24 protein-coding genes and 1 riboswitch are annotated in these 23,028 nt (G+C 58.9%); of the genes, 16 read left to right on the top strand and 8 right to left on the bottom strand.

All coding sequences use genetic code 11. The features are described from left to right. Window position 1 precedes the first annotated feature (1 nt). Entirely contained in the window at window positions 2-160 is a 159-nt protein-coding gene (lptM, locus tag G411_RS22250) for an LPS translocon maturation chaperone LptM (protein ID WP_022958695.1), read from the bottom strand. Between the two features lie 126 nt (window positions 161-286). Here lptM and cyaY point away from each other — a divergent pair, with 126 nt between their 5' ends. The 3 genes from cyaY (at window position 287) to G411_RS0108125 (ending at window position 2,770) form a co-directional block, all read left to right on the top strand. Further along, window positions 287-604 carry an iron donor protein CyaY gene (cyaY, locus tag G411_RS0108135; protein ID WP_022958694.1) on the top strand — a complete coding sequence of 106 codons (318 nt, stop codon included), beginning with the start codon at window positions 287-289 and terminating at the stop codon, window positions 602-604. A 105-nt stretch (window positions 605-709) separates the two neighbouring features. Next, window positions 710-1,972, top strand: a complete 1,263-nt coding sequence (gene glyA, locus G411_RS0108130) for a serine hydroxymethyltransferase (RefSeq protein WP_022958693.1) — start codon at window positions 710-712, stop codon at window positions 1,970-1,972. 225 nt (window positions 1,973-2,197) lie between these two features. Beyond that, window positions 2,198-2,770: an LPP20 family lipoprotein gene (locus G411_RS0108125; RefSeq protein WP_022958692.1), complete on the top strand. Its 573-nt coding sequence runs from the start codon at window positions 2,198-2,200 to the stop codon at window positions 2,768-2,770. 97 nt (window positions 2,771-2,867) lie between these two features. On the opposite strand, the gene G411_RS0108120 is transcribed toward G411_RS0108125, so the two are convergent. From G411_RS0108120 to G411_RS21400, 7 genes are read right to left on the bottom strand one after another with little or no spacing between them, the layout of a single operon-like run. Next, the gene (locus G411_RS0108120) at window positions 2,868-5,108 is read right to left on the bottom strand and encodes a PKD domain-containing protein (RefSeq protein WP_022958691.1); all 2,241 of its coding nucleotides are present in this window, start codon (window positions 5,106-5,108) and stop codon (window positions 2,868-2,870) included. A gap of 12 nt (window positions 5,109-5,120) precedes the next feature. After that, the gene (locus G411_RS0108115) at window positions 5,121-6,143 is read right to left on the bottom strand and encodes a hypothetical protein (protein WP_022958690.1); all 1,023 of its coding nucleotides are present in this window, start codon (window positions 6,141-6,143) and stop codon (window positions 5,121-5,123) included. Between the two features lie 32 nt (window positions 6,144-6,175). Next, window positions 6,176-7,174: an LPP20 family lipoprotein gene (locus G411_RS0108110; protein WP_022958689.1), complete on the bottom strand. Its 999-nt coding sequence runs from the start codon at window positions 7,172-7,174 to the stop codon at window positions 6,176-6,178. After that, complete coding sequence (locus G411_RS0108105) at window positions 7,171-7,767, bottom strand: penicillin-binding protein activator LpoB (RefSeq protein WP_022958688.1); 597 nt, start codon at window positions 7,765-7,767, stop codon at window positions 7,171-7,173. The genes G411_RS0108110 and G411_RS0108105 overlap by 4 nt, the downstream gene beginning before the upstream one ends. Before the next feature lie 8 nt (window positions 7,768-7,775). Further along, the gene (locus tag G411_RS0108100; protein ID WP_022958687.1) at window positions 7,776-9,293 is read right to left on the bottom strand and encodes a COG3014 family protein; all 1,518 of its coding nucleotides are present in this window, start codon (window positions 9,291-9,293) and stop codon (window positions 7,776-7,778) included. 30 nt (window positions 9,294-9,323) lie between these two features. Continuing rightward, complete coding sequence (locus tag G411_RS0108095; RefSeq protein WP_022958686.1) at window positions 9,324-10,076, bottom strand: ETEC_3214 domain-containing protein; 753 nt, start codon at window positions 10,074-10,076, stop codon at window positions 9,324-9,326. Between the two features lie 2 nt (window positions 10,077-10,078). Further along, window positions 10,079-11,365, bottom strand: coding sequence for a transglycosylase SLT domain-containing protein (locus tag G411_RS21400; protein WP_022958685.1), 1,287 nt, complete (start codon window positions 11,363-11,365; stop codon window positions 10,079-10,081). A gap of 185 nt (window positions 11,366-11,550) precedes the next feature. On the opposite strand from G411_RS21400, the gene nrdR reads away from it, so the two are divergent. The 13 genes from nrdR to G411_RS0108025 all read left to right on the top strand — a co-directional run bounded on the left by nrdR (window position 11,551) and on the right by G411_RS0108025 (window position 23,024). Then, window positions 11,551-12,033 (top strand): transcriptional regulator NrdR, encoded by a 483-nt coding sequence (nrdR, locus tag G411_RS0108085; RefSeq protein ID WP_022958684.1) that lies wholly within the window; start codon window positions 11,551-11,553, stop codon window positions 12,031-12,033. 11 nt (window positions 12,034-12,044) lie between these two features. Next, window positions 12,045-13,160 carry a bifunctional diaminohydroxyphosphoribosylaminopyrimidine deaminase/5-amino-6-(5-phosphoribosylamino)uracil reductase RibD gene (ribD, locus tag G411_RS0108080; protein ID WP_022958683.1) on the top strand — a complete coding sequence of 372 codons (1,116 nt, stop codon included), beginning with the start codon at window positions 12,045-12,047 and terminating at the stop codon, window positions 13,158-13,160. Window positions 13,161-13,168: 8 nt separating this feature from the next. After that, window positions 13,169-13,831, top strand: coding sequence for a riboflavin synthase (locus G411_RS0108075; RefSeq protein WP_022958682.1), 663 nt, complete (start codon window positions 13,169-13,171; stop codon window positions 13,829-13,831). A gap of 1 nt (window position 13,832) precedes the next feature. Beyond that, window positions 13,833-14,957 carry a bifunctional 3,4-dihydroxy-2-butanone-4-phosphate synthase/GTP cyclohydrolase II gene (gene ribBA / locus G411_RS0108070; RefSeq protein WP_022958681.1) on the top strand — a complete coding sequence of 375 codons (1,125 nt, stop codon included), beginning with the start codon at window positions 13,833-13,835 and terminating at the stop codon, window positions 14,955-14,957. A 68-nt stretch (window positions 14,958-15,025) separates the two neighbouring features. Then, window positions 15,026-15,487: a 6,7-dimethyl-8-ribityllumazine synthase gene (ribH, locus tag G411_RS0108065; protein ID WP_022958680.1), complete on the top strand. Its 462-nt coding sequence runs from the start codon at window positions 15,026-15,028 to the stop codon at window positions 15,485-15,487. Between the two features lie 68 nt (window positions 15,488-15,555). Continuing rightward, window positions 15,556-16,044, top strand: coding sequence for a transcription antitermination factor NusB (nusB, locus tag G411_RS0108060; RefSeq protein WP_022958679.1), 489 nt, complete (start codon window positions 15,556-15,558; stop codon window positions 16,042-16,044). Between the two features lie 6 nt (window positions 16,045-16,050). Then, window positions 16,051-17,010 (top strand): thiamine-phosphate kinase, encoded by a 960-nt coding sequence (gene thiL, locus G411_RS0108055; RefSeq protein WP_022958678.1) that lies wholly within the window; start codon window positions 16,051-16,053, stop codon window positions 17,008-17,010. A 6-nt stretch (window positions 17,011-17,016) separates the two neighbouring features. After that, window positions 17,017-17,490: a phosphatidylglycerophosphatase A family protein gene (locus G411_RS0108050; RefSeq protein ID WP_022958677.1), complete on the top strand. Its 474-nt coding sequence runs from the start codon at window positions 17,017-17,019 to the stop codon at window positions 17,488-17,490. 55 nt (window positions 17,491-17,545) lie between these two features. After that, entirely contained in the window at window positions 17,546-18,727 is a 1,182-nt protein-coding gene (purT, locus tag G411_RS0108045; RefSeq protein WP_022958676.1) for a formate-dependent phosphoribosylglycinamide formyltransferase, read from the top strand. Between the two features lie 95 nt (window positions 18,728-18,822). Beyond that, window positions 18,823-18,921, top strand: a riboswitch (TPP riboswitch). An 81-nt stretch (window positions 18,922-19,002) separates the two neighbouring features. Next, the gene (thiC, locus tag G411_RS0108040; protein ID WP_022958675.1) at window positions 19,003-20,889 is read left to right on the top strand and encodes a phosphomethylpyrimidine synthase ThiC; all 1,887 of its coding nucleotides are present in this window, start codon (window positions 19,003-19,005) and stop codon (window positions 20,887-20,889) included. Window positions 20,890-20,926: 37 nt separating this feature from the next. Continuing rightward, a complete protein-coding gene (gene thiO, locus G411_RS0108035) occupies window positions 20,927-22,018 on the top strand; it encodes a glycine oxidase ThiO (protein WP_022958674.1) in 1,092 nt (363 codons plus the stop codon). Beyond that, the gene (thiS, locus tag G411_RS0108030; protein WP_022958673.1) at window positions 22,018-22,221 is read left to right on the top strand and encodes a sulfur carrier protein ThiS; all 204 of its coding nucleotides are present in this window, start codon (window positions 22,018-22,020) and stop codon (window positions 22,219-22,221) included. The genes thiO and thiS overlap by 1 nt, the downstream gene beginning before the upstream one ends. Beyond that, complete coding sequence (locus G411_RS0108025; protein ID WP_414711774.1) at window positions 22,218-23,024, top strand: thiazole synthase; 807 nt, start codon at window positions 22,218-22,220, stop codon at window positions 23,022-23,024. Before thiS ends, G411_RS0108025 begins: the two co-directional genes overlap by 4 nt. Window positions 23,025-23,028: the final 4 nt, after the last annotated feature.

Raw genomic sequence — 23,028 nt, 5'->3', positions numbered from 1 at the left:
CTTACTCGTTGGCGTTTGCCGGGGCTTGTTCGGTATCGGGGCCGTCTGCATTGTTGGCCGCATCGTCGGGCAGCACCAGTGGCCCGGTTTGCCCGCAGGCGACCAGTAACATCGCCACCGCCAGAATGGAAAGCAGCTTGCGTGCGTGTCGATAAGCCATGGTCAGCACCCCGGAAAATGAAGCGCGTAGTATAGCGGTGTGGCCGCGCAGATGCTAAGGCTGCGCTCGTTCTCCACGCCGTTGGCTTGCTATACTTGCGCCGCCATCACGCAGGGGTTGTCCGTAATGAATGAAGTGGAATTTCACGATCAGCTCGACGAGCTGTACGACGCGATTGAAGATGCCGTGGACGAGCTGGAGGCGGATGTCGATTGCGAAATCGCCGGTACCGTCCTCACGCTGCGCTGTCCCGACGGCAGCGCGCTGATTTTCAGTCGCCAGGCCGCGACGCAGGAACTGTGGCTGGCGGCGCGCTCCGGGGGCTATCACTTCAGCTGGGACGGGACGCAATGGTTCTGTAATCGCGAGCAGCAGACGCTGCAGCAGCTGCTGGATGCGGCGGCGGAGTCACAGATCGGCGAGCGATTGCCGCTGAGCTGGTAAGGGCCATCCGGCCGCTTTTCGGGCACGTAAAAGCGATGCCCGCCGCGCGTGTTTATTGTACAATGCGCGGCTTTTCATAGCCTGTATCTGCCTTCGGGGGTTCCCATGTTCAACAAAGAGATGACGATTGCCGGTTTTGACGACGAAATCTGGTCTGCAATCCAGGAAGAAGAAGTGCGTCAGGAAGAGCATATCGAGCTGATCGCTTCTGAAAACTACACCAGCCCCCGGGTTATGCAGGCGCAGGGTACCGCGCTGACCAACAAATACGCCGAAGGTTACCCCGGCAAACGTTACTACGGTGGCTGTGAATACGTCGATAAGGCCGAGTCTCTGGCCATTGAGCGTGCGAAGGCGCTGTTCGGTGCCGACTACGCCAACGTGCAGCCCCACTCTGGTTCTCAGGCCAATGCCGCGGTCTATCAGGCGCTGGTACAGCCGGGCGAAACGGTACTGGGCATGAGCTTGGATGCGGGCGGTCACCTTACTCACGGTGCCAAGCCCAACTTCTCTGGTAAAACCTACCACGCGGTGCAGTACGGTCTGAACAACGAGACGGGCGAGATCGATTACGCCCAGGTCGAGGCGCTGGCGCTGGAGCATAAACCCAAAATGATCGTAGCGGGCTTCTCGGCCTACTCGGGCATTGTTGATTGGGCCAAATTCCGCGAAATCGCTGACAAAGTCGGCGCTTATCTGATGGTTGATATGGCCCACGTTGCCGGTCTGGTTGCTGCGGGCATTTACCCCAACCCGGTGCCGGTTGCCGATGTGGTCACCACCACCACACACAAAACCCTGCGCGGCCCCCGCGGCGGTCTGATCATTGCCAAGGCCAATGAAGAGATCGAGAAAAAACTGAACTCGGCGGTATTCCCCGGCGGTCAGGGTGGTCCGTTGATGCACGTGATTGCAGCGAAGGCCGTCAGCTTCAAAGAGGCGATGGAGCCCGGCTATGTCGACTACCAGAAGCAGGTCGTTGCCAATGCCAAGGCTATGGCGAAGACCTTTATCGAGCGCGGCATTAACATCGTTTCCGGCGGCACTGAAAACCACCTGATGCTGGTGGACCTGATCGGCAAGCCCTACACGGGTAAAGATGCTGATGCGGCGCTGGGTGCGGCCAATATCACTGTGAACAAGAACGCGGTGCCTAACGACCCCCGCTCGCCCTTCATTACCAGCGGTCTGCGTGTCGGTACGCCGGCAGTGACGACCCGCGGCTTCAAGGAAGCCGAGTGTGTCGAGCTGGCCAACTGGATGTGCGACGTACTGGAAGCGCTGGAAGCGGGTGACGCCTCAGCCAAGATCGAGGAAGTCAAAGCCAAGGTGCTGGACGTGTGCAAGAAATTCCCTGTTTACGGCTAAGCAGGCCGTTGGCCGTGTGAAGAAAAAGCCGGGCACTGCCCGGCTTTTTTATGCCTGATGACTCAAATTTAGAGTGTTGCTATCGGTACTTTTCCCAAATCGCCCCCTCCGGCGTTTTGCGATGCATAATGAGCAGGTATAACAAGAGGTGTAGATAAAAAAGAGAGGGTGGCTGAGGCTGCCGAAATCGAGACATCGGTAAATAAGTGATACCTGGAGTGCTGAATGAAAAAGAAATTATTTGGACTGGGTTGTGCCGTACTGTTGGCCGGCTGTGCCAGCAGCGGCGGTGAGCAAATGGCCAGTGAGCAGCAGAGCGCATCGGGCCTGCCTGCCTGGGTACTTAACCCCTACATCGAAGACGGTTTTGCCAGCGCTCAATGCGTGCCATATTCCGGCAATATGTCGATCGATCGTCAGTTGGCGATTGCCAATGCCCGCACCGACCTGGCTCAGCAGTTGGAAACCAAAGTAGCAGCACTGGATAAAGTGTTTCGTGAGCGTACGGATGTGTCCAGCGGCGTCTCCAGCGGTTCTACGTTCTCTTCTGTGTCCAAGCAGCTGACTCAGCAGACGCTGATCGGCACGCGTCCTGAGCGTGTGGACTTTGTCGAGATCGATGGCAACAAAAACCTCTGCGTGCTGCTGACCATGGGCCGCGAAAAAACGCTTTCGCTGTTCGACAATATGCTCGATGCCAGTCAGCGCAGCGTGCAGCCAGATGTGCGCGAGGTGCTGTTGCAGGAGTTTAAAGGCGCTGAAGCGCAGAAAGACCTGAATCGCGAGCTGGGCGGCTGAGCCGACCTTTTGCGATCAACTGGCCACGATGCCGGTGGCCAGAAAAAGAAAAAGCCCGCCAATTGGCGGGCTTTTTTGTGGCGGGTTTATCCTGTCCTCAATCCTGGTCCAGGTCCACTTCCACGATTTCCTCTTCTGCATTACCGACAAAACGCTCTTCGGTGAACACGACTTCGCCGTTATCGATAATATCGATCTCGTAGTTCACGCCACCCGGTACTTCGAAGACTTCATCCTCGCCTTTGTCGAGAATGACGAATTTGTAGTAGTCGTAGTAGCCGTCTGGCTCGTCGAGATTGTCGATGCCGATGGTGAAGGCGCCGCTACCGAAGTCATTGGCAATGTTGCGAATAATCACCTTGCCGGTGTCGCTGATAATGACTTTGCGAGAAGCGGTGGCAGTATTGCCCTGGTCGTCGGTAACAGTCAGCTTGAGCTGGTATTCACCGTCTTGGGTGTAGGTGTAGACACCCAGCGGGATACCGTCGTCAACGCTTTCGCCATCACCAAAATCATAGCTGTATTTGACGATGTTGCTGTTGGGGGCCACCGAAGACAGGGCATTAAGAATACCGGTGTTGAATTCGCCATTGGCATCCCGAGCGCCGCGAATCACGTCGCTGAACTGGTCGTACAAGCGCGCGGTAAGTGCTCCTTTGCCACCGGCATCTTTGCTGACCGGCAGATAGAACAACTGACTGGCAGACTTGAGCTCATCGTTGCTGTCGATGCCGCCGATGCGGAAGCCCAGTTCGCCTTCAACATCCGGTACCTGGATCTCGAAGCTGACATTGATGCTGTTACAGGGGCCATTTTCGCTGGTGCGGTTGCCGTAACAGATGCTGGTATAGCCGAGTTCAGACTCGTCCAGACCGAATTCATCAATACTCGCCTGATCCATTTCCAGCAGCTCTCGTAACGGCTCGTTAAGATTGGCGTAGGAAATATAAATGCGATAGGTGCTGCCCGGTTTGGCGGCGGGCAGGCGACGGTCCGGTCCGAGGCCGAAAATCGCAAAGTCTGACGTCAGGCCGTCGGGGCCAGCATTCACGTAATTGCCTTCCATCAGGCCAACAAACTTCATGCTGTCCGCAGGGTCAGCCTCATTCACCAGCGTACCGCGACCCAGAAACGCCAGGCGAGCGGGGCCAAAGGGCTGGTTATAGAGCTTCTCCACTTCAAAGTTGCCGTTGCTCTCATCGGCAATATAGGTGTTGCCTTGGAAGCTGATGCGGATCAGCGGCCGGTAGTATTTACCCGTTGTGCTGTCCCATTTGCTGTCGGCAAAGTTGATGAACTCTTCGCCACGCTCATCCGGAAGCCGCAGATCCAGCAGTGCCGGGTAGGTGTTTGATGCGGGCGCAGTAGTCTCGATAACCCGGGTAAAATCGAAGCCGGAATCATTGATCGGTGAGCTGTCGCTCGCATCGGCATTGGCCTCTTCGTTCTCGACCACTTTCAAACCGATAGAATAGAGCACGGCACCAACCGGATTACTGTCGTCGAAAGACCAGCCGTAATCGGTGTAGTCAATGTCAGTGCTGCCATTGCCTTTATCGCTGCGCGCCCAGCCATCGGTGGGCAGCACCTTGCCATTGGGGTCTTCTTCCCAGCTATTCACCCACTCAACGACACCAAGGCCATCTTTCAGGTACAGGTAGTAGGAAAAGCGCTCGCCGTAGTACTTGATGACAATACAGTTTTGCTCGCCGCTGATGGGAGCGGTGGCATTGTCGTCGATCAGCGTCGCGGTCCAGCCGGTGCCCGAGCTGAAGTTATAGAACAGCGGTACGATCGTGGGGCCGGCTACCCAGCTGTCGCCGACCTCAACGTTGGCGGGAAACAGCAGTGCAGGCTGGGGCTGCCGGAAGGGGGCCACACCGAGGTCAGATTTGAGCTGCTCGGCGGTTTCCGTCAGGTAGATATTGCCGCGGCTGTCTTTGGCAAAGTTGTGGAAGATCGGCGCGCTAATATCATTGCTGTCTGGCGATACCACGTAGTAGCCCAGGCGCAGCGTTTTAATGCCGCGGGAATCTTCTACGACTGAGGTCTTCCAGACGCGGTCGGTCTCGAAACCGCCAAAGCCGCGCAGTCGCATTTCAGAGCGGTCTGGAAAGCGGAAGGTCTGGCTGCCGAACTGGACGGCGATGTCCGCGCTGTTGTCCTCGAAGCTGAGGTAGGTGTTCAGGGGGAGCTGCGAGTCGTAGTTCAGGTTGATAACCGGCTCGGTATTCGCACTCGGTTCTTTATATTCAGTGCCGGATTCGTCGAAAACACAGCCTTGCAGGCTGAGGCCGAGGGCCAGCGACGCGGCGGTCAGTAGTTTCAGGTTCTTCATGACTGGGTCCTCTTAAAGCGTGAAGCTGCCGATCAACGAAATGCCGAACAAGCGGTCATCGTTGAGCGTTGAGCCTTCAACAAAGGCGTCGAACTGGCGCTGGGTGTAATTGAAGCGGACTTCCAGTGGCAGCTTCATCGAGGTTTTACGCAGGTCGTAAACCACATCGAGGGTGTAGGATTCGTACTCGATGCTGTCTTCAATACCGAACTCGTCGCGGGTCAGCGAGGTGCCGCCGTCGACGGTGGCTTCGGCATCAAAGGTAAAGTCGTAGCGCAGGCTGACGTCCAGGCTATCGAAGAAGCGCACTGAGCCACCGAGATAGAGGCCGGTCGCTTCAAAGCTGCCTTTGTAGATCGACTCAATCGGTGTGGAGACGTCGCTGGACACCGGCTTCTCGTAGTCGACGGAGAAGAGTCCAACGCCGAACCTTACGTCATGCTCTTCCATTGCATAACCGACAGTGGCTTCAGTGAAGGTGGTATTCACGTCGATTTTGTCACCAGCGGTCAGCAGCTTGGCGTCGTTATCCTCAATGTAGAAGTAATCACGGGTCGCCTGCACCGTGATCAAGAAGGTTTGCACATCGTAGTTGATGTCGATGCGGTGGACAGACTTTTCACCGCCGAAGAGCTGCACGGGGTCGATGCTCAGATCGGCGATAAAGCGTGTCCAGCCTTCTTTCTCTGAGTCAGAAGCCTGCGCAATTTCATCCTGCTCGGCACTGTCGCCGGGCGTCAGTTCGTAGCTCAGGCGGGGGCGGATCGCCGCCATCCAACTGATGTTTTGCATCCAGGTGGCCTGCTCCGGGAACCACTCGAACTGAAGAATGTTCAGACCGATGGTTTTTACGTAGGCGTCGCGAATAGTATCGGCTTCGAGCTCCAGGTATTTATAGCCCACCGAGAAGCCGCCCACATAGTTGTAGCCGGTTTCGTCACCGAAACTGGCTCGTTGATCGCCATCTTGCGCAAGCGCATTCCCGGCGGTGAGGCTGGCAGTCAGCAGAGCTGCTGCCGTGACACGTTTGTCCATCTCTATCTACCCTCTGTGTAGTTTTAGCCGCATTAATTTTGTTTTGGTTGCGGCGAGTTTAGTGTTTTCCAGAAATTCTCCATTAGCTCCCTGCTGATAAGTGCCGCGACTTTCTCACCGGCCTTCTGGCAGGCGAGGTCGCTGTCTCCCGATACCGACTTGGCGGACCGGCTGCTGGCGCTCAGTGTCTGACCTTGAGTACTGAGCGTGGCATTGGTTTTGATGTTGCAGTAAAACGCGTTGTTGCGAGCCATCTGCCTGGAGCTGCTTTGCAGCTGCAACCGCAGGCTGGCCTTGTCGCCTGAGGCGCTGGTGCGCAGGCCGCGACGGGCGAGTTCTGCGGCAATGTTGCTGGCGATGCCGGTGCTGAGTTCGTCACGGGCGTCGAGCTGGATCAGTAGTTGCTCGAAGAACTGTGCGCCCTGCTCGGCACGCTGCTTGATTGCGCTGTCGTCGAACGTTTGTTTGCCGCCCAGCAGTCGGTACTGCTGCAACAGCGATGTGTACTGCAGCTCATTCAGCATGCTTTGGTAATGCTGTCGAAGCTGACTGGACAGGTCGCCACTGACGCGGGTACGTGGGGCGCCTGCCAGCAGTGTGCGAATTTCCTGTGCCACGCGGCTGGCGGCGGCGTTGAGGTCAAGCTCTGCCAGGCTGTAAAGCGTGTTGTGCTCGGTCACTTCCCGGCTTTCAACAATGCGGATATCCGACAGCGCAATATCGGGCACGCGGATACGGATATTGTTGTTGAAGGTGCTGCGGCTGCCCGTTTCGTCTGACACATTGTTCAGTGTCAGCTCGGAGCCCACTTGCAGTTTGAGGGTGCTGGCAATTTCATTGCGGGCGGACAGCTTGGCGGCTTCGCTGGCTTCGGCGTACCCCAGTGACAGATCGGCGGCGCCGACCCCGAATACGAAGCCGGGACGTTGCGGCGGGGTTTGTACCCAGTCCGGGGTGGCCGCCTGGGCCGCCAGGACGGGAAGCAGTATCAGGAGCGTAGCGGTATTACGCAGCAGGCGGGGCAGCTTCACAGGCCGAACCTCGCGCGCTCACTGTACTTGTGGATTTGTTTTTGACCGTTCCAGACTTCGCGGTTGCTGCGCAGGTCAATGAGTTTCAGGTCGACCTGATAGGTGGTGGTGCGCTTGCCCTCAAGCTGATCCACCAGCGAGGTAATCACGCCACTGAGCGCAAAAGTGGCGGCGGTCTCTTCGCCCATTTCCACTGCGCTGTCCATGCTCGCAAACATTTCCTGGTCCATCTTCTCGTCGCGAATTCGCTCGCGCTCCGCGCCGGTCACCACAAACTCGGCTTTGCCACTGCGCAGCAGTTCGCGCTTGATGGAGTTGATAAAGGTCTCCACGGGAATCTGCTCGTGAGAGCGGTTGCTGATGTGCTGAATTGCAATCACCGGCAGCTCCCCGTCGGCGCCGGGTTTGGCCCAGGGAAAGCTCAGCATGTCGGGAATCAGCGCTTCGGCAACACTCTGTGAATCGCTGGCGTTCCAGCGGTCGGTCAACTGTGGCTGCTCGCCACCGTCGACCCGCTGTACCGAGTTACTGGCGCAGGCAGTCATGGTCAAAACGGCAATCGCGGCAAGCAGGCTTTTCAGAAACGTCTTCATAGCGGTACTCAGTATTGATGGTGGGTCAGTACGGCCTGATCGCTTGTGACCGTCAGGCGCTGCCGATCAGTGCCACTGATCAGCTCCAGTTCGCCGTCGCCGAGTGCAGCCTCGGGAATCCTTGATACGCGGATGCGTGCGGGCAGCAATTGCCATTGCCGAAGGTCCGCCGCCGCTGAAAAGGTCGCCAGCGCGCCGCCCAATGAGAACGGCAGACTGATGCCGCCGGTCATGGATTTATAACCTGCCGATTTACTCAGTTCGCGTAGCAGGGCTTCTTCAAAGCGGTACTGGAGAGTGAGCGCCTCGTAGCGGCGCAGATCCCCGGCGATATCGGCGATGGTGGTAAGCGGCAGCTGCTGGCCGCTGACGGTCTGCAGTGTTGTGGGCTGCTCGGCGGCATCATCCGCAAGGTAATCGATGAAGATACGGACGCCGCCGCCAATGGTAGCGGTGAGCCCCAGGCTGTCGGCAGCGCTCCAGTTGTCGCCCAGTTCTATTACGATGGCGTCTTTGTAGGGGCTGTCGTAGTGTAGCGACAGCTCGGCGAACAGTCGGCGTTGCGCGGCTTTTTCCGCTTCACTGCCGCGAATCATCGGGCGCAGGATCAATCGCTGAGCCACACTGTCGGCGGTCAGCAGCATTTCGAGCGGCGCCTTGGCGGGCAGCACTCCGTCGTGCTCGATCAGCCAGCGGCCGTCAGTCATCGAGTCGGCCCCGCCTGCGGCAAACGGCGATTCGGCGATGGCTTGCTGCTCGTAGCCGAGCGCGCTCAGGCAGCGGTGGCCGTTGTCGAGGATAAGCTGTCTGAGATTGTGCTGGACGTCGGTCGTCTCGCCTTCAGGTAACATCGCCAGCGCACGGCGATAGGCGAGTTGGGCACTGTCCAGATCGTTGTTGGCTTCGTAAATGATAGCCGACAGGGCGTAGAGCCAAGGCGCTTGAATGTCGATCAGGCCTTCGCTCAGGGCGTTCTTGCTGCGCTCACTGAACAGGGCGACGACGAACTGGGCCAGCTCGTCATAGCGGTCACTGTTGTCGCCCATCTCTCGGAGATAGCGCGACTCCCCTTGAAGAATATCGAGGCGACGCATTTCGACAGCGGCGGCTTCGCGCTGTTGCAGGGCGTTGTTACCTTGGGTCATGTCCAAATGGTTAAGCGCTTTCATATAGCTGACAAAACCCACTTCCAATCGGTTGGGACGGTAGGGGGCGGCGCCGGGGTTAAGCAGGCTGGCGGCTGACAGTTCGCTCAGGCTCTGGGTATAGAGCTCGTCATTGAGGCTGTAAGCGCGGTCGAGTGCGGTGTTGCTGCCGCGGTAGTCGCCCGCGAGGCGTCGCAGGCTGGCATGGGTGAGCACCGACAGCATGTCCTGGTCGTCATAGGCCGCGGCGCTTGCCAAGGCTGCGGAGGGGTCATTCAGCTGTTGGCTGAGGTTGGTGTCAGGCTTCGGACTATTGCTGACACAGGCGGTAATAGCGATGGGCAGAAAGCAGCTTGTTATTCTCGTTAGGACTTGCCTCATCCATTGTTATCCTTGCTGTACAGATACGTCTTAATCGAAAAACTGCAGTTCGGCACTGGTCAACAGGCCGCGCTGAATGTCTTCAATACTCAGTTCGCCGTAGCCAAAGGCGTTCGGCAGGATGCGTTCCCGGGCGGTGGTCAGCTTGCCCGCGCTGTTTTCACCCATGACTTCGGCGTCATACAACGCCTCCAGGCTGGCGTCGGGCGCAGGACCAAATTGTGCTGCGTAATTTACCCAGCCCAGATAGCTCTGCGTGAGGTAGCCGCCGCCAAAATTCACCTGCTGACTTTCAATGAAGTAGGCGATATTGCGCGAGTACTCAAAGGCGACCCGGTCGGTATTCTGGCGCAGCTGGAACAAGGAATCCTCGCCCAGGGTGCGTTCCTTCATGCCTTGCATATCTGGCTGAAAGTGGTCCTGTCTGGCAAAGACCAGGTAGGCGCTTACCCGCTCGCCCTCGGTATACAGAGAGATGAGGTACTTGTCGTCGATATAGTGGCGAACCTGCAGACCATCGCCCAGTTCCTTTAGCAACTGGGGCTCACCAATATAGTCTTGGATGTAAGCAATATTGAGGCCGGCCCGCACGTGGCTGGTGCGCTCATACTCCACGTTATTGCTGAATTTGCTCGATACGGATTCGTAGAGGTTTTTGATCAGCTCAATGGAGTCGGTGAAATTGCCCAGGCCGACAAACAGCAATACCAGCGACACCAGCCAGGTAGGCAGGCGATTGGCAATGGCGCTGACTTTTTGATTGTGAAGCTCAACTTTATCCACGATTACAGGCTCAGGAAGTGTTTTTCTGCCGCAGTCACTTTCTTGATGTACTTGCGGGTCTCATCATAGGGCAGCTTGGTTTCCAGTGTAATAAACACGTCCTGTGGGCTCATATTGTTGATAACCACGGCGGCGCGGGAAATATTGAGCTTGCCGGTAAAGGCTTTGGCGACATTGCCGGCGCCGGTGTTGTAAGCCGCGATCGTGCAGTATTTCCGGCTCAGCGGGTCCTTGATCTTGCGTAGGTAGCGCTTGTCGAGAATGTTCAGGTAGCCGATGCCAACCTCGATATTCTTGTCGGCGGTAAACAGGTACTCCGGTGACAGCAGTTGTTCTTTGCCAAAGTGCATTTTGGTCACATCGCGCCCTGCACTGCCCGGTACGATCTGCATCAGTCCGTAAGCGGGGATCGGTGATACCGCTACCGGATTGAAGCTGCTCTCGGTGTACATGATGGCGTAAGCCAGCGGGCGCGGAATATCCATCTTGTCGGCAAATTGCGTGACAGAGCCGCTGTATTTCCGGGCGCGGCGCACCGGCCAGCTATCAGACAGGTCGATGACAGCAACAGTGGCTTTGGCTTTTGTGGGCGTCGTATTTGCTGCTTTTGCTGTGGAGGCAGGTTTGCTGCTGTTACTGGCAACGACCGGCTTGCTTGCCGCAGGCTTAGCTGCTTTTTTCTGCGGAGCGGGTTTGATTTCAACTTCGCTGATTTTTGCCTTGCTGGCCAGTGCGGCAGCCGCTTTGCGGTTGTCTTTTTCACCGACAAGCTCGCGCAGCTCGGCGACCACGGGAACCGGAGGCAGCGGCTTGCTGGTCGCGGTTTCCTGCATGCGGGCCACAATCGGGTATTCCTGATTGGCTTGCTCGGTCGTGGTTTCCAGCGCGCCCTGCAATTGCTCGCTGATAATGCGATTCATCTCGTCGGGAGACGGCTGCCCCATGACGGCGATGCGAATCTGGTTATTCTCAAAGTCGACGGTGCGCTTTACCCGGCGGTCTCGCGCATACTCCACCCATTTGCTGCGGTCACTGCTCTCGGTCTCCGAGCCCCACATGCTCTCCAGTTCGGCGATGAACGCATCCTGCTCGGCGCGGATCTCGTTGACGAAGCTGTTCCATTCATCGGCCTGCGATTGTTCGAACTCGGCAAACTCCGCGCTCAGCGAGCCCGCGAAGTCACTGAAGGCGTCGTCGCCAAAGGCATCCTGTGCGGTGGCGGAGTAGTGAAAGCCGAGAAAACAAACGAGGACGGCACTGAGGCCTCTTGCCGGTTTTGTAAAGCTCACGCGTCAGTACCTTATGCAATTTATATATCTACTTTAATTTCAAAGATTCTAACCGGCTGTTGCGGTTTCGCAAGCGCAACTATTTCGCCTTTTCGACATTTGTGTTCGCGCTCCCCGCCTTTGGCAGTGCTGTTCCTGTGTGGGCCGAGGTGATAAAATCGCGCGTTTTCCGGAGGGCTTGAACCGTGCGCTGCCCATTTTGTAACTTCGACGACACCAAAGTGATCGACTCGCGACTCGTCGCCGAGGGCGGTCAGGTGCGGCGGCGGCGTGAGTGTTTGTCCTGCAGCGAGCGCTTCACGACCTACGAAAGTGCCGAGCTGCTGATGCCGAAGGTGATTAAAACCGATGGCTCTCGCGAACCGTTCGATGAAGAAAAGTTGCGCTCCGGGGTGTTGAAAGCGCTGGAAAAACGGCCGGTCAGTGTTGAACGTGTGGAGACAGAGATCTCCGAACTGAAGCGCCGCTTGCAGGCGACCGGCGAGCGCGAGGTGCACAGTCGCGATGTCGGCGAGCAGGTGATGGAGGCGCTCAAGGCGCTGGATCATGTGGCCTATGTGCGCTTCGCCAGCGTGTACCGCAGTTTTCAGGATCTCGATGAATTCCGTGCCGAGATTGATCGCCTGTCTGCCGAGCCCGGCGGGGTGTCGCTGGACAAGCTCAAGTAGCTTCCGTTGGCATGAGCTCTCTCTTTGATCAGCAGGCTATGGCGCGCGCGCTGCAACTGGCGCGCCGTGGTCGCTATTCCACCAGTCCCAACCCCAGAGTGGGTTGTGTGATTGCCCGTGATGACCAGGTGCTGGCCGAGGGCTGGCATCAGTGGGCGGGCGAAGGGCATGCAGAAGTGAATGCCCTGGGGCAGCTCGACAGTGCCGCGGGCTGTACCGCCTATGTGACGCTGGAGCCCTGCAGTCATTACGGGCGCACGCCGCCCTGTGCGGAAGCCCTGATCAAGTCGGGGGTAGCGCGGGTGGTGGTCGCCATGCAGGACCCGAATCCGCAGGTCGCCGGTCGCGGGCTGGCGATGTTGCGCGAGGCGGGCATTGCCGTGGATTGCGGACTGCTGGAAGCCGATGCGCGGGCATTGAACCGTGGTTTTAGCCGCCGCATGGAAGGCGGTCTGCCATGGCTGACCATGAAGTCGGCAATGAGCCTGGATGGTCGCACTGCAATGGCGTCGGGCGAAAGCCAGTGGATTACCGGGCCGCAAGCGCGGGCCGATGTGCAGCGCTTGCGCGCGCAGAGCTGCGCGATTATCAGCGGCATTGAGACGGTGCTGGCCGATAACGCGGCGCTGACGGTACGGCCTGAGAGTTTTACATCGCCGCAGCACGAATATATGGCAGATCGCTGGCGGCAGCCGCTGCGGGTGATTCTTGATTCGCAACTGCGAACGCCGGACGACGCGCGGCTGTTTGAGGGCGGCGGTGGGATATTGCTGCTTACCACCTCGCGCGATGATGCGCGCCGCAAGGTGCTGGAAGCGCGGGGCGCCGAGATTATAGTGCTGTCGGGTGACCGCCCTGAGCCGCGCGCGGTGATGGAGCTGCTGTCCCGTCGTGGCTGCAATGAGGTCATGCTGGAGGCGGGGGCCACCCTGAGTGCGGCGTTTTGGAAAGACGGTCTGGTGGACGACTGGTTTGTTTACACGGCGCCCTGCCTGATGGGGAGTGCCGGGCGGCCACTGTTGAGCTGGCCCATGGAGATGATGGCCGAGCAGCAGGCGCTGGAGATTGTGGATGCTCGCGCTGTAGGCCGTGACTGGCGCTGGCAATTGCGCGCAGCGAAGGACTAGGAGCAGGCGTGTTTACGGGAATTATTGAAGCCGTTGGCGAAGTGGCCGCTCTGCAAATGCGCAGCGGTGATCTGCGGCTGTATATCCGCAGCGGCGACCTGCCGCTGGCCGAGGTCAAATTGGGCGACAGTATTGCCAGCAACGGCGTCTGTCTGACGGTGGTGGACTTGCCTGGCGACGGCTTTTGGGCCGACGTGTCACGCGAAACGCTCGCACAAAGCAGTTTCGCTGAGGCCAAAACCGGCATGGCAGTGAATCTGGAGCGGGCGATGCTCGCCAGCAGTCGTTTCGATGGACACATTGTCAGTGGTCATGTGGATGGCGTTGGTACGATTGTCGCCATGCAGCGCGATGCCCGTTCGCTGCGTTTGAGCATCGATGCACCTGAGAATCTGGCGCGCTACATCGCTCAAAAAGGGTCCATCTGTGTCGATGGCGTAAGCCTGACAGTAAATCGCGTCGATGGTGCAAGCTTTGAACTGAATATTGTGCCGCACACGGCGGCAGAGACAACGATAGCGTCTTACCGCGTCGGCAGCCGGGTGAACCTGGAGGTGGATGTGGTAGCCCGATATCTGGAGCGGTTGCTGGACGCCCGCTCGCTTGACAGCCGCAGCGGCGGCATCACAATGGCCACACTGGCCGAAAACGGTTTTATGAAGGCAAAGTAATATGGCATTTAGCACCGTAGAAGAGCTGATTCAGGACATTCGCCTGGGCAAAATGGTCATTCTGATGGATGACGAAGATCGCGAAAATGAGGGCGATCTGGTCATGGCTGCCGAATGTGTACGCCCTCAGGACATCAACTTTATGGCGACTCATGGCCGCGGTCTGATCTGCATGCCGATGACCCGTGAGCGCTGCGAACAACTCGCGCTGCCGCTGATGGTCGATCGCAATGCCTCCGGTTTTGGCACCAAGTTTACGCTGTCGATCGAAGCCCGCGAGGGTGTGACGACGGGTATTTCTGCTGCCGACCGTGCTCACACGGTGCGCACGGCGGCGGCTCGCAACGCCCGTGCTGAAGACATTGTCCAGCCCGGTCACATTTTTCCGCTGATGGCCGAGCCCGGCGGTGTGCTCAATCGCGCGGGTCATACCGAAGCGGCCTGTGATCTCGCCCGTCTGGCGGGCTTTGAGCCCACCGGCGTGATCTGCGAGATCATGAATGAAGACGGCACCATGGCCCGTCGCGAAGATTTGGAAGCCTTTGCTGCCGAACACGATGTGAAAATGGGTACCATTGCCGACCTGATTCACTACCAGGTGCTCAACGAGCGCACCGTTGAGAAGCTGAGCAGTGGCCCGATCAATACTGACTTCGGTGAATTCCTGCTGCACGCCTACCGGGACTCGGTGGCCGGTCAACTCCACTTCGCCCTGCAGAAAGGTGAGGTCAATGCCGACGAGCCGACGCTGGCGCGAGTGCATCTGGGCTCGACCGTACGCGATCTGCTGCAGAGCCAGCCACCGGGATCGACCACCGGCTGGAATATGCATCGTTCGCTGTCAGTGCTGGCCGAACACGGCGGGGTGCTGGTGCTGCTCGCCAACCAGGAGAAAGCGGAAGATATTCTCGCTGAGCTGGATATTGCGCGCGGTACCAAGTCGCCGCTGCAGGGTGACAGCGCCCAGTACCAGAATACCTACTTCAATGTCGGTCTGGGCTCGCAGATTCTGCGTGACGTGGGCGCTGGCAAGCTGCGCCTGATGGGGGCACCCGTGAAGTACAATGCGATTTCCGGCTTTGATCTGGAAGTGGTTGAGTTTGTCAGCCCCGGCGATTTCAGCTGAGCGGCGCTTACGGTAAAAACGCAGGTTGCCCGGCAGCCGCTAATGATTGAGAAATGTAAGGAACAGTGATGAAAACAATTGAAGGTACCTTTACCGGCGTGGCGGGCAAGTTCGCCATTGTGGTTGGCCGCTGGAACAGCTTTGTTGTAGAAAGCCTGCTGGAAGGCTCGCTGGATGCTCTGCGCCGCCACGGTGTGAGCGAAGACGATATCACCATCATCCGTGCCCCCGGCGCCTTTGAAATTCCGCTGGTGTGCCAGAAAGCCGCAGCGGGTGGTCAGTACGACGCCATTATTGCGCTGGGCGCGGTGATTCGCGGCGGCACCCCTCATTTCGAATATGTGGCTGGCGAGTGCACCAAAGGTCTGGCCCAGGTCTCCATGCAATACAGCGTACCAGTGTCCTTCGGCGTGCTGACGGTAGACAGCATCGAGCAGGCCATTGAGCGCGCGGGCACCAAAGCGGGCAACAAAGGCGAAGAAGCGGCCATGTCGGCGATCGAAATGGTGAATCTGCTCAAGCAGATGTAAGCCGCTGCGACTATTATTACGGCGCGGCCATCAGCCCGCGCCGGTTCTTTTTATTTCGGAGTAACACCGTGGCCCAACGCCCAGAACAACACGCCAAAAACCAGTTGGCGGCTTCCCGTCGCAAGGCGCGTCACTACGCCCTGCAAGCGCTGTATCAATGGCAGATGGCCTCGCAGCCACTGAATGTTATCGACGCGCAATTTCAAACCGATTACGACATGCAGAATGTCGACCTCGTGTTCTTCAGCGAGTTGCTCCACAACATCCCCGCCAAGCTCGGCGAGTTGCAGGAGGCCTTTGTGCCGCATCTGGACCGGGAGCTGGACGACCTCGACCCCGTCGAGCTTTGCCTGTTGCGCATGGGCAGCTATGAACTGCTGTTCCGTATCGACGTGCCATACAAAGTCGCCATCAATGAAACGGTAAATCTGGCCAAGCGATTTGGCGCGACAGATGGCTACCGTTACATCAACGGTGTGCTGGATAAAGTGGCGGCATCCGCACGGCAGATTGAAGTGAATGCAGAAAAGTCCCGCCGCAGCGAAGGGGAAGGCTGAGTCGCTGTGTCTGGCGCCGGGGGACTCTCCGAGTTCGCGCTGATCCAGCGCTTCTTTCAGCCCTTGTCCAAGGCATCTGCCTTCGTGCGTTGCGGTATCGGTGACGATTGCGCAGTGCTGTCGCCCGCCGCCGGTGAAGAGTTGGCGCTGTCGGTGGATACTCTGGTGGAGGGTGTGCATTTTCCCCACGACTACCCGCCGTCGATGCTCGCCCGTCGTGCGCTGGCCGCCTGTGTGAGTGACCTCGCTGCAGCGGGTGCTGAGCCCCGTGCATTTACCCTCGCACTGACCCTGCCGGAGAATGGCAGTGATTGGCTGGCGGCATTCAGCCACGCTCTGGCTGACGATGCGGCGCACTATGGCATGAGTCTGGTGGGGGGGGACACTACACGCGGTCCTCTGTGCCTGAGCTTTCAAGTGATGGGCACGGTGCCTGTTGGTGGCGCACTGCTGCGCAGCGGTGCCAAGCCCGGTGATGATATCTATGTGTCAGGCAGTCTCGGCGGTGCTCGCGCGGCGCTGGACTATATCGACAGTGACTCGCCCGATGCGCGCCAGCAGGCCTGCCTTGAGCGCTATCACCGCCCGCAGGCGAGGGTGGCCCTCGGCGTGGCCCTGCGCGGTATTGCCTCGGCGGCGGTGGATATTTCCGACGGTCTCGCCGCCGATCTGGGGCATATTCTCAATGCCAGTGGCGCGGGAGGGCGGCTGATGCTGGGCGCGCTGCCTATCCACCCGGCGATTACGGATTTATCCGCTGCCCGCGACTATGCTCTTTCGGGTGGCGATGATTACGAACTGTGTTTTACCGCGCCTGCGGAACAGCGCGAGTCAATCGCGGCCTTATCGGTCTCCTTGGGTTTACCATTGACCTGCGTCGGCGGCATTGTGCCCGGTGACGACTTGTCGTGTATTGATGAAAATGGTCAAGCCTGCTCGGTCGGCGCCGGTTACCAACATTTCTGAGGTTTTATGAAAGCGATCCCTCCCCAGATGCTCCGCAACCCTACCCACATGCTGTCGTTGGGTTTTGGCAGCGGCCTGGCACCGAAAGCCCCCGGCACCTTTGGTACCTTCGCGGCGATTCCCTTCTGGTTTCTGCTGCAACTGCTGCCTACCAGCTCTTACATTGCGGCCGTTGTCGCGGCGTTTATGCTGGGGATTTATCTGTGCGGGGAAACGGCGAAAGCGCTGGGGGTGCACGACCACGGCGGGATTGTCTGGGACGAATTTGTCGGCCTGTGGATCGCCCTGTTCCTGCTGCCGCCGGGTTGGCTCTGGCTGGTGCTGGGCGTGGCGCTGTTCCGCCTGTTTGATATCTGGAAACCCTGGCCGATTCGCGTGCTTGATGCCAAGGTGCACGGCGGTCTGGGTATTATGATCGACGATGTGTTAGCAGGGTTTTACGCGTTTCTCGTGGTGCAGTTGCTGTTCGTACTGCTCTAAACATTCGCTGATGATGGATCTGGGCGTGAGGTCCAGAGGAAAAAGAGAGGACATCATGGTTTCTATCGGTACGCCATTCAGTACGTCGGCCTGCAAGGTGCTGCTTTGTGGCTCGGGAGAATTGGGTAAGGAAGTCGTTATCGAATTGCAGCGACTGGGTGTGGAAGTCATCGCTTGTGATCGCTACGACAATGCACCAGCCATGCAGGTGGCTGATCGCAGTCATTGTTTTTCCATGCTCGATGGCGAGGCACTGAGGCGGGTGATTGAGCAGGAAAAGCCCGACTACATCGTGCCCGAAATCGAAGCTATTGCTACCGACACACTGGTGGAGCTGGAGAACGAGGGCTATACCGTGGTGCCCAGTGCCCGCGCCGCCCAGCTGACCATGAACCGCGAGGGCATTCGCCGTCTGGCGGCGGAGGAACTGGGGATCGCCACCTCTCCCTACCAGTTTGCCGACAGCTATGAGGCGTTCTGTCAGGCCGTTGAACAGATTGGCCTGCCCTGCGTGGTGAAACCGATTATGAGTTCATCCGGCAAGGGGCAAAGTCTGCTGCGCGATTCAGCGGACATTGAGCGGTCCTGGCAATACGCTCAGGAAGGTGGCCGGGCGGGTGCCGGACGGGTGATTGTTGAGGGCTTTGTCGATTTCGATTACGAAATCACCCTGCTGACAGTGCAGCATCGCGATGGCTGCAGCTTCTGCGAGCCCATCGGTCACCGCCAGGAAGATGGCGACTATCAGGAGTCCTGGCAGCCGCAAGCGATGTCTGCCGCTGCGCTGGAAACATCCAAAACGATTGCCAAAGCCGTTACCGAAGCCCTGGGTGGCTGGGGTCTGTTCGGCGTTGAGCTGTTTATCAAAGGCAACGACGTCTGGTTCAGCGAAGTGTCGCCGCGCCCCCATGACACCGGGCTGGTGACGCTGATTTCTCAGGACTTGTCGGAGTTTGCCCTGCACGCACGCGCGATTCTCGGCCTGCCCATTCCCAATATTCATCAGCACGGCCCCTCGGCGTCGGCGGTCATTCTGGTCGAAGGCGAATCGCGCAACACCCGCTTTGGCAATCTGCAGCAGGCACTCGCGCAGCCCGACACGCAGTTGCGCCTGTTTGGCAAGCCGGAAGTCGCGGGTAAGCGCCGCATGGGGGTGGCGCTGGCTCGTGGCGCGGACATCGACGATGCCAAGGCCAAGGCAATCGCCGCCGCGCAGGCGGTCGATGTCAGTCTCTGAGATAGCGAATGGCCTGAATCCGCGCGCCCTGCGCCGGATTTTGGCGAGGTGGACCGCAGGCCTCTTGTTATTGCCGGTAGCCAGTCCTACACTGCGGGTTCTTGTCGGGGCGCCCTTGGGCTGAGATCGCAGTAGCGGGTCCCGTTGTACCTGATCTGGGTAATGCCAGCGTAGGGAACAAGATCGCCTCAGTATCAGTCCGTCTTCTGTGACGATCTCGTCCCTGCCTCTTAAAACTAGAGAACAGCCACGCCTGTCGTGCTGAGGGGAAAGTCATGAGTTCATCTGAATATCCATTGCTTCGCGAAACCGCGCAGGTCGATTCGGCGGCGGTAGAGCCACTGCCGGGGTCGAGCAAAATCTATGTACAGGGCAGCCGCGACGATATTCAGGTGCCCATGCGCGAAATTAAACTGACCCCGACGCCGGTGCAGGCCAGCGACGGCAGCACCAAGCTGGAGCCAAACCCGCCGGTGCGGGTGTATGACACCTCGGGTGCCTACACCGACCCCAAGGCCAGCATTGATATTCGCAAGGGCCTGGCGCCGATTCGTGAGCAGTGGATTCTCGACCGCGACGACACCGAACTGCTCAGCGCCGACAGCTCAGAGTACACCCGTAAACGCGCCGCTGACCTGAGCCTCGAAGCGCTGCGCTTTGATCTGAAACGCCGTCCGCGCCGCGCCAAAGCCGGGCAAAATGTCAGCCAGATGCACTATGCGCGCAAGGGCATCATCACGCCGGAAATGGAATACATCGCCATCCGCGAAAACATGGCGCTGGCACAGGCGCGAGAAGCCGGCGAGCTGGCGGTGCAGCACCCCGGCCAGTCCTTCGGTGCCAGTATTCCCAAGGAAATTACCCCGGAATTTGTCCGCGACGAGGTGGCCCGCGGCCGCGCAATTATTCCCGCCAATATCAATCACCCCGAGCTGGAGCCGATGATTATCGGCCGCAATTTTCTGGTGAAGGTAAACGGCAATATCGGCAACTCGGCGCTGGGTTCGTCGATCGAAGAGGAAGTGGCCAAGCTGACCTGGGGCATTCGCTGGGGTGCCGACACCATGATGGATTTGTCGACCGGCAAAAACATTCACGAAACCCGCGAGTGGATTGTGCGCAATTCGCCAGTGCCTGTAGGCACGGTGCCGATTTATCAGGCGCTGGAGAAAGTCGATGGTGTGGCTGAAGACCTTACCTGGGAAATCTTCCGCGACACGCTGATTGAGCAGGCTGAACAGGGCGTGGATTACTTCACCATTCATGCCGGGGTGTTGCTGCGCTATGTGCCGCTGACGGCCAAGCGGGTGACCGGCATTGTGTCCCGCGGTGGCTCGATCATGGCAAAGTGGTGTCTGGCCCACCATAAGGAAAACTTCCTCTACACCCATTTTGACGATATCTGCGAAATCATGAAGGCCTACGATGTGTCCTTCTCGCTGGGTGATGGCCTGCGTCCCGGCTCAGTGGCTGACGCCAATGATGAGGCGCAGTTCGGCGAGCTGCGCACGCTGGGTGAGTTGACCAAGAAAGCCTGGAAGCACGATGTGCAGGTGATGATCGAAGGTCCGGGCCACGTGCCTATGCAGATGATCAAAGAGAATATGGACGAGCAGCTCAAGCACTGTGACGAGGCGCCGTTCTACACTCTTGGGCCGCTGACCACTGATATTGCACCCGGCTATGACCACATTACCTCGGGTATCGGTGCCGCGCAGATCGGCTGGTACGGCTGTGCCATGCTCTGCTATGTGACACCGAAAGAGCATCTCGGCTTGCCCAATAAAGATGACGTAAAAACCGGCATCATCACCTACAAGATTGCCGCCCACGCAGCCGATCTGGCGAAGGGACACCCCGGCGCGCAACTGCGTGATAATGCCTTGAGCAAAGCGCGATTCGAGTTCCGCTGGGAGGATCAGTTTAACCTCGGTCTCGATCCGGACACGGCGCGGGAATTCCACGACGAAACCCTGCCTAAGGAGTCGGCCAAGGTCGCCCACTTCTGCTCAATGTGTGGCCCCAAGTTCTGTTCGATGAAGATCACGCAGGATGTACGCGACTACGCGGCCAAGCTTGAGGAAGAAGAGCTGGAACGCGAAATGGCCAAAAAATCCGATGAGTTCAAGGCTCAGGGCAGCGAGATATACAAAAAGCTGTGAGCCCAATGGCGAGAACGGAAGTAACGAGTCCGGCCAGGTGTCGGCGCAGTACGTTGCGGGGGCTGAAGTGATGCGGCAAGTGGCTGTTGTCGGGGCGGGTATTCTCGGGCGCCTGCTGGCCTGGAAGCTGTCGGCGCAGGGCTATGCCGTCACGCTGTTCGACAGGGGCAGCCGCGATGGCGAAACGACCGCTGCGCGCGTGGCGGCCTCGATGTTGGCGCCCTATACCGAGGTGGCCAGCGCGGAGCGTCAGGTGTTCGACTGGGGGTTGATGGCGCTGCGCTGGTGGCCGGAGCAGATTGCCGCCCTGGAAGCGCAGACGGGGCGCGCCGTCAGCTACGGTCTCAATGGCAGCGTGGTGGTGGCTCACGAGCTGGATAAATCTACCCTGCAGCATTTTCAGCAACAGCTTCGAGCGGTCGTGCCGGACTATATTGAGCGGGTCGAGCGCATTGATGCCGAACGTCTGACTGAGCTGGAGCCGGAGCTGGCACCGCGCTTTCGCGATGGCCTGTTCCTGCCCGATGAGGGTTACCTCGACAACGGCGCGCTGCTGGCGGCACTGGCCGATGCGATCGAGCAGCAGGGTGTGTGCTGGCAGCCCCATAGTGAAGTGACAGACATTGCGCCCCACTCGCTGCGCGTGAATGGTCAGGCGCAGACCTTCGATTGCGTCATTGATACCCGCGGGGTCGGGGCCCGGGACGCCCTGCCAGAGTTGCGCGGTGTGCGCGGTGAAGTGTTGTGGCTGCGCGCCCCTGAGGTGTCACTGTCACGCCCGGTGCGCCTGATGCACCCGCGCTACAAACTCTATGTGGCGCCGCGGCCGGATCATCGCTATGTGATCGGTGCCACCGAGATTGAGAGTGAGTCGATGGCGCCAGTTACCGTGCGCAGTCATCTGGAGTTGCTGTCGGCGCTGTACAGCCTGCACAGCGGCTTTGCCGAGGCGACGGTGGAGCACGCCTGGAGTCACTGCCGACCCGCCATGCCGAATAATCTACCGATAGTCAGGGGGCAACACGGCCTGCTGACGGTGAACGGCCTGTATCGCCACGGTTACCTGCTGAGTCCGCATGTGGTGGAAACAGCGTTGCAGGCATTTGAACGCGATTGCTGGGAGTCTTGATGATCACAATCAGTGTGAACAACCAACGTCGACAGTGCGAAGCGGCGAGCCCGCTGGCCGAGCAGTTGGAAGTCTGGGGTTTTAGCTGTGAAAAAGTCGCTGTGGCGGTTAACGGCGATTTCGTGCCGCGCTCGCAATACGGTGAATACCGCCTTAGTGATGGCGATCAGCTCGATGTGCTGGCGCCGGTGCAGGGGGGCTGATGGTGAGTCAGCAGAATGCGGATACCTGGACCCTTTACGGTCAGTCTTTTTCGAGTCGCCTGCTGATTGGCAGCGCGCTCTACCCGTCGCCACAACTGATGTGCGAGTCGATTACGGCGTCGGAGGCAGAGATTATTACCGTCGGTCTGCGGCGGCAGTCGCCAGAGCAGGGCGGCGGGGCCAGCTTCTGGGAGCAGATCAAATCCCTTAACAAAACCCTGTTGCCCAACACGGCAGGCTGTCACACCGTAAAAGAAGCGGTGACGCTGGCGCAGATGAGCCGTGAACTGTTCGAGACCGACTGGCTGAAACTGGAAGTGGTCGGCGACGACTACAACCTCCAGCCCGACCCCATTGCCACTATCGAGGCGGCCGAGCAGCTCATCAAACTCGGTTTTAAAGTGTTTCCCTACTGCACCGACGATCTGGTGATCTGCCAGCGCCTGCGCGATGTCGGCTGCGAAGTGCTGATGCCTTGGGGGTCGCCGATCGGTACGGGGCGCGGCCTGATGAATCCCTACAATTTGCAGACCATTCGCGAACGCCTGCCCGGTATGCCGCTGATTGTCGATGCGGGTATCGGCAAGCCTTCCCATGCGGTGCAGGCCATGGAACTGGGCTATGACGGCATTCTTCTGAATACCGCTGTGGCGCAGGCCGCACAGCCTATACTTATGGCAACGGCATTCCGCGATGCATTAAAAGCGGGGCGCTCGGCCTGGCTGGCGGGGGCCATGCCCGAGCGGCAGACGGCGTCGCCGTCGACACCGACGCTGGGCATGCCCTTCTGGCATCAGCAGTAAACGC

It is taken from the genome of Spongiibacter tropicus DSM 19543 (assembly GCF_000420325.1).
GTDB classification, from domain to species: Bacteria; Pseudomonadota; Gammaproteobacteria; order Pseudomonadales; family Spongiibacteraceae; genus Spongiibacter; species Spongiibacter tropicus.
Note: the sequence above shows the minus strand (reverse complement) of the source record. Positions and strands in the feature narration are given on the sequence as shown.

What these genes read in the sequence shown, in the direction of transcription:
- G411_RS0108050 (WP_022958677.1), top strand. Translation starts at nt 17,017, where the DNA reads ATGAAAGCGATCCCTCCCCAGATGCTCCGCAACCCTACCCACATGCTG.
- purT (WP_022958676.1), top strand. Translation starts at nt 17,546, where the DNA reads ATGGTTTCTATCGGTACGCCATTCAGTACGTCGGCCTGCAAGGTGCTG.
- ribH (WP_022958680.1), top strand. Translation starts at nt 15,026, where the DNA reads ATGAAAACAATTGAAGGTACCTTTACCGGCGTGGCGGGCAAGTTCGCC.
- ribBA (WP_022958681.1), top strand. Translation starts at nt 13,833, where the DNA reads ATGGCATTTAGCACCGTAGAAGAGCTGATTCAGGACATTCGCCTGGGC.
- G411_RS0108125 (WP_022958692.1), top strand. Translation starts at nt 2,198, where the DNA reads ATGAAAAAGAAATTATTTGGACTGGGTTGTGCCGTACTGTTGGCCGGC.
- G411_RS0108115 (WP_022958690.1), bottom strand. Translation starts at nt 6,143, where the DNA reads ATGGACAAACGTGTCACGGCAGCAGCTCTGCTGACTGCCAGCCTCACC.
- G411_RS0108105 (WP_022958688.1), bottom strand. Translation starts at nt 7,767, where the DNA reads ATGAAGACGTTTCTGAAAAGCCTGCTTGCCGCGATTGCCGTTTTGACC.
- thiC (WP_022958675.1), top strand. Translation starts at nt 19,003, where the DNA reads ATGAGTTCATCTGAATATCCATTGCTTCGCGAAACCGCGCAGGTCGAT.
- glyA (WP_022958693.1), top strand. Translation starts at nt 710, where the DNA reads ATGTTCAACAAAGAGATGACGATTGCCGGTTTTGACGACGAAATCTGG.
- G411_RS0108120 (WP_022958691.1), bottom strand. Translation starts at nt 5,108, where the DNA reads ATGAAGAACCTGAAACTACTGACCGCCGCGTCGCTGGCCCTCGGCCTC.
- thiS (WP_022958673.1), top strand. Translation starts at nt 22,018, where the DNA reads ATGATCACAATCAGTGTGAACAACCAACGTCGACAGTGCGAAGCGGCG.
- ribD (WP_022958683.1), top strand. Translation starts at nt 12,045, where the DNA reads ATGAGCTCTCTCTTTGATCAGCAGGCTATGGCGCGCGCGCTGCAACTG.
- cyaY (WP_022958694.1), top strand. Translation starts at nt 287, where the DNA reads ATGAATGAAGTGGAATTTCACGATCAGCTCGACGAGCTGTACGACGCG.
- lptM (WP_022958695.1), bottom strand. Translation starts at nt 160, where the DNA reads ATGGCTTATCGACACGCACGCAAGCTGCTTTCCATTCTGGCGGTGGCG.
- G411_RS0108100 (WP_022958687.1), bottom strand. Translation starts at nt 9,293, where the DNA reads ATGAGGCAAGTCCTAACGAGAATAACAAGCTGCTTTCTGCCCATCGCT.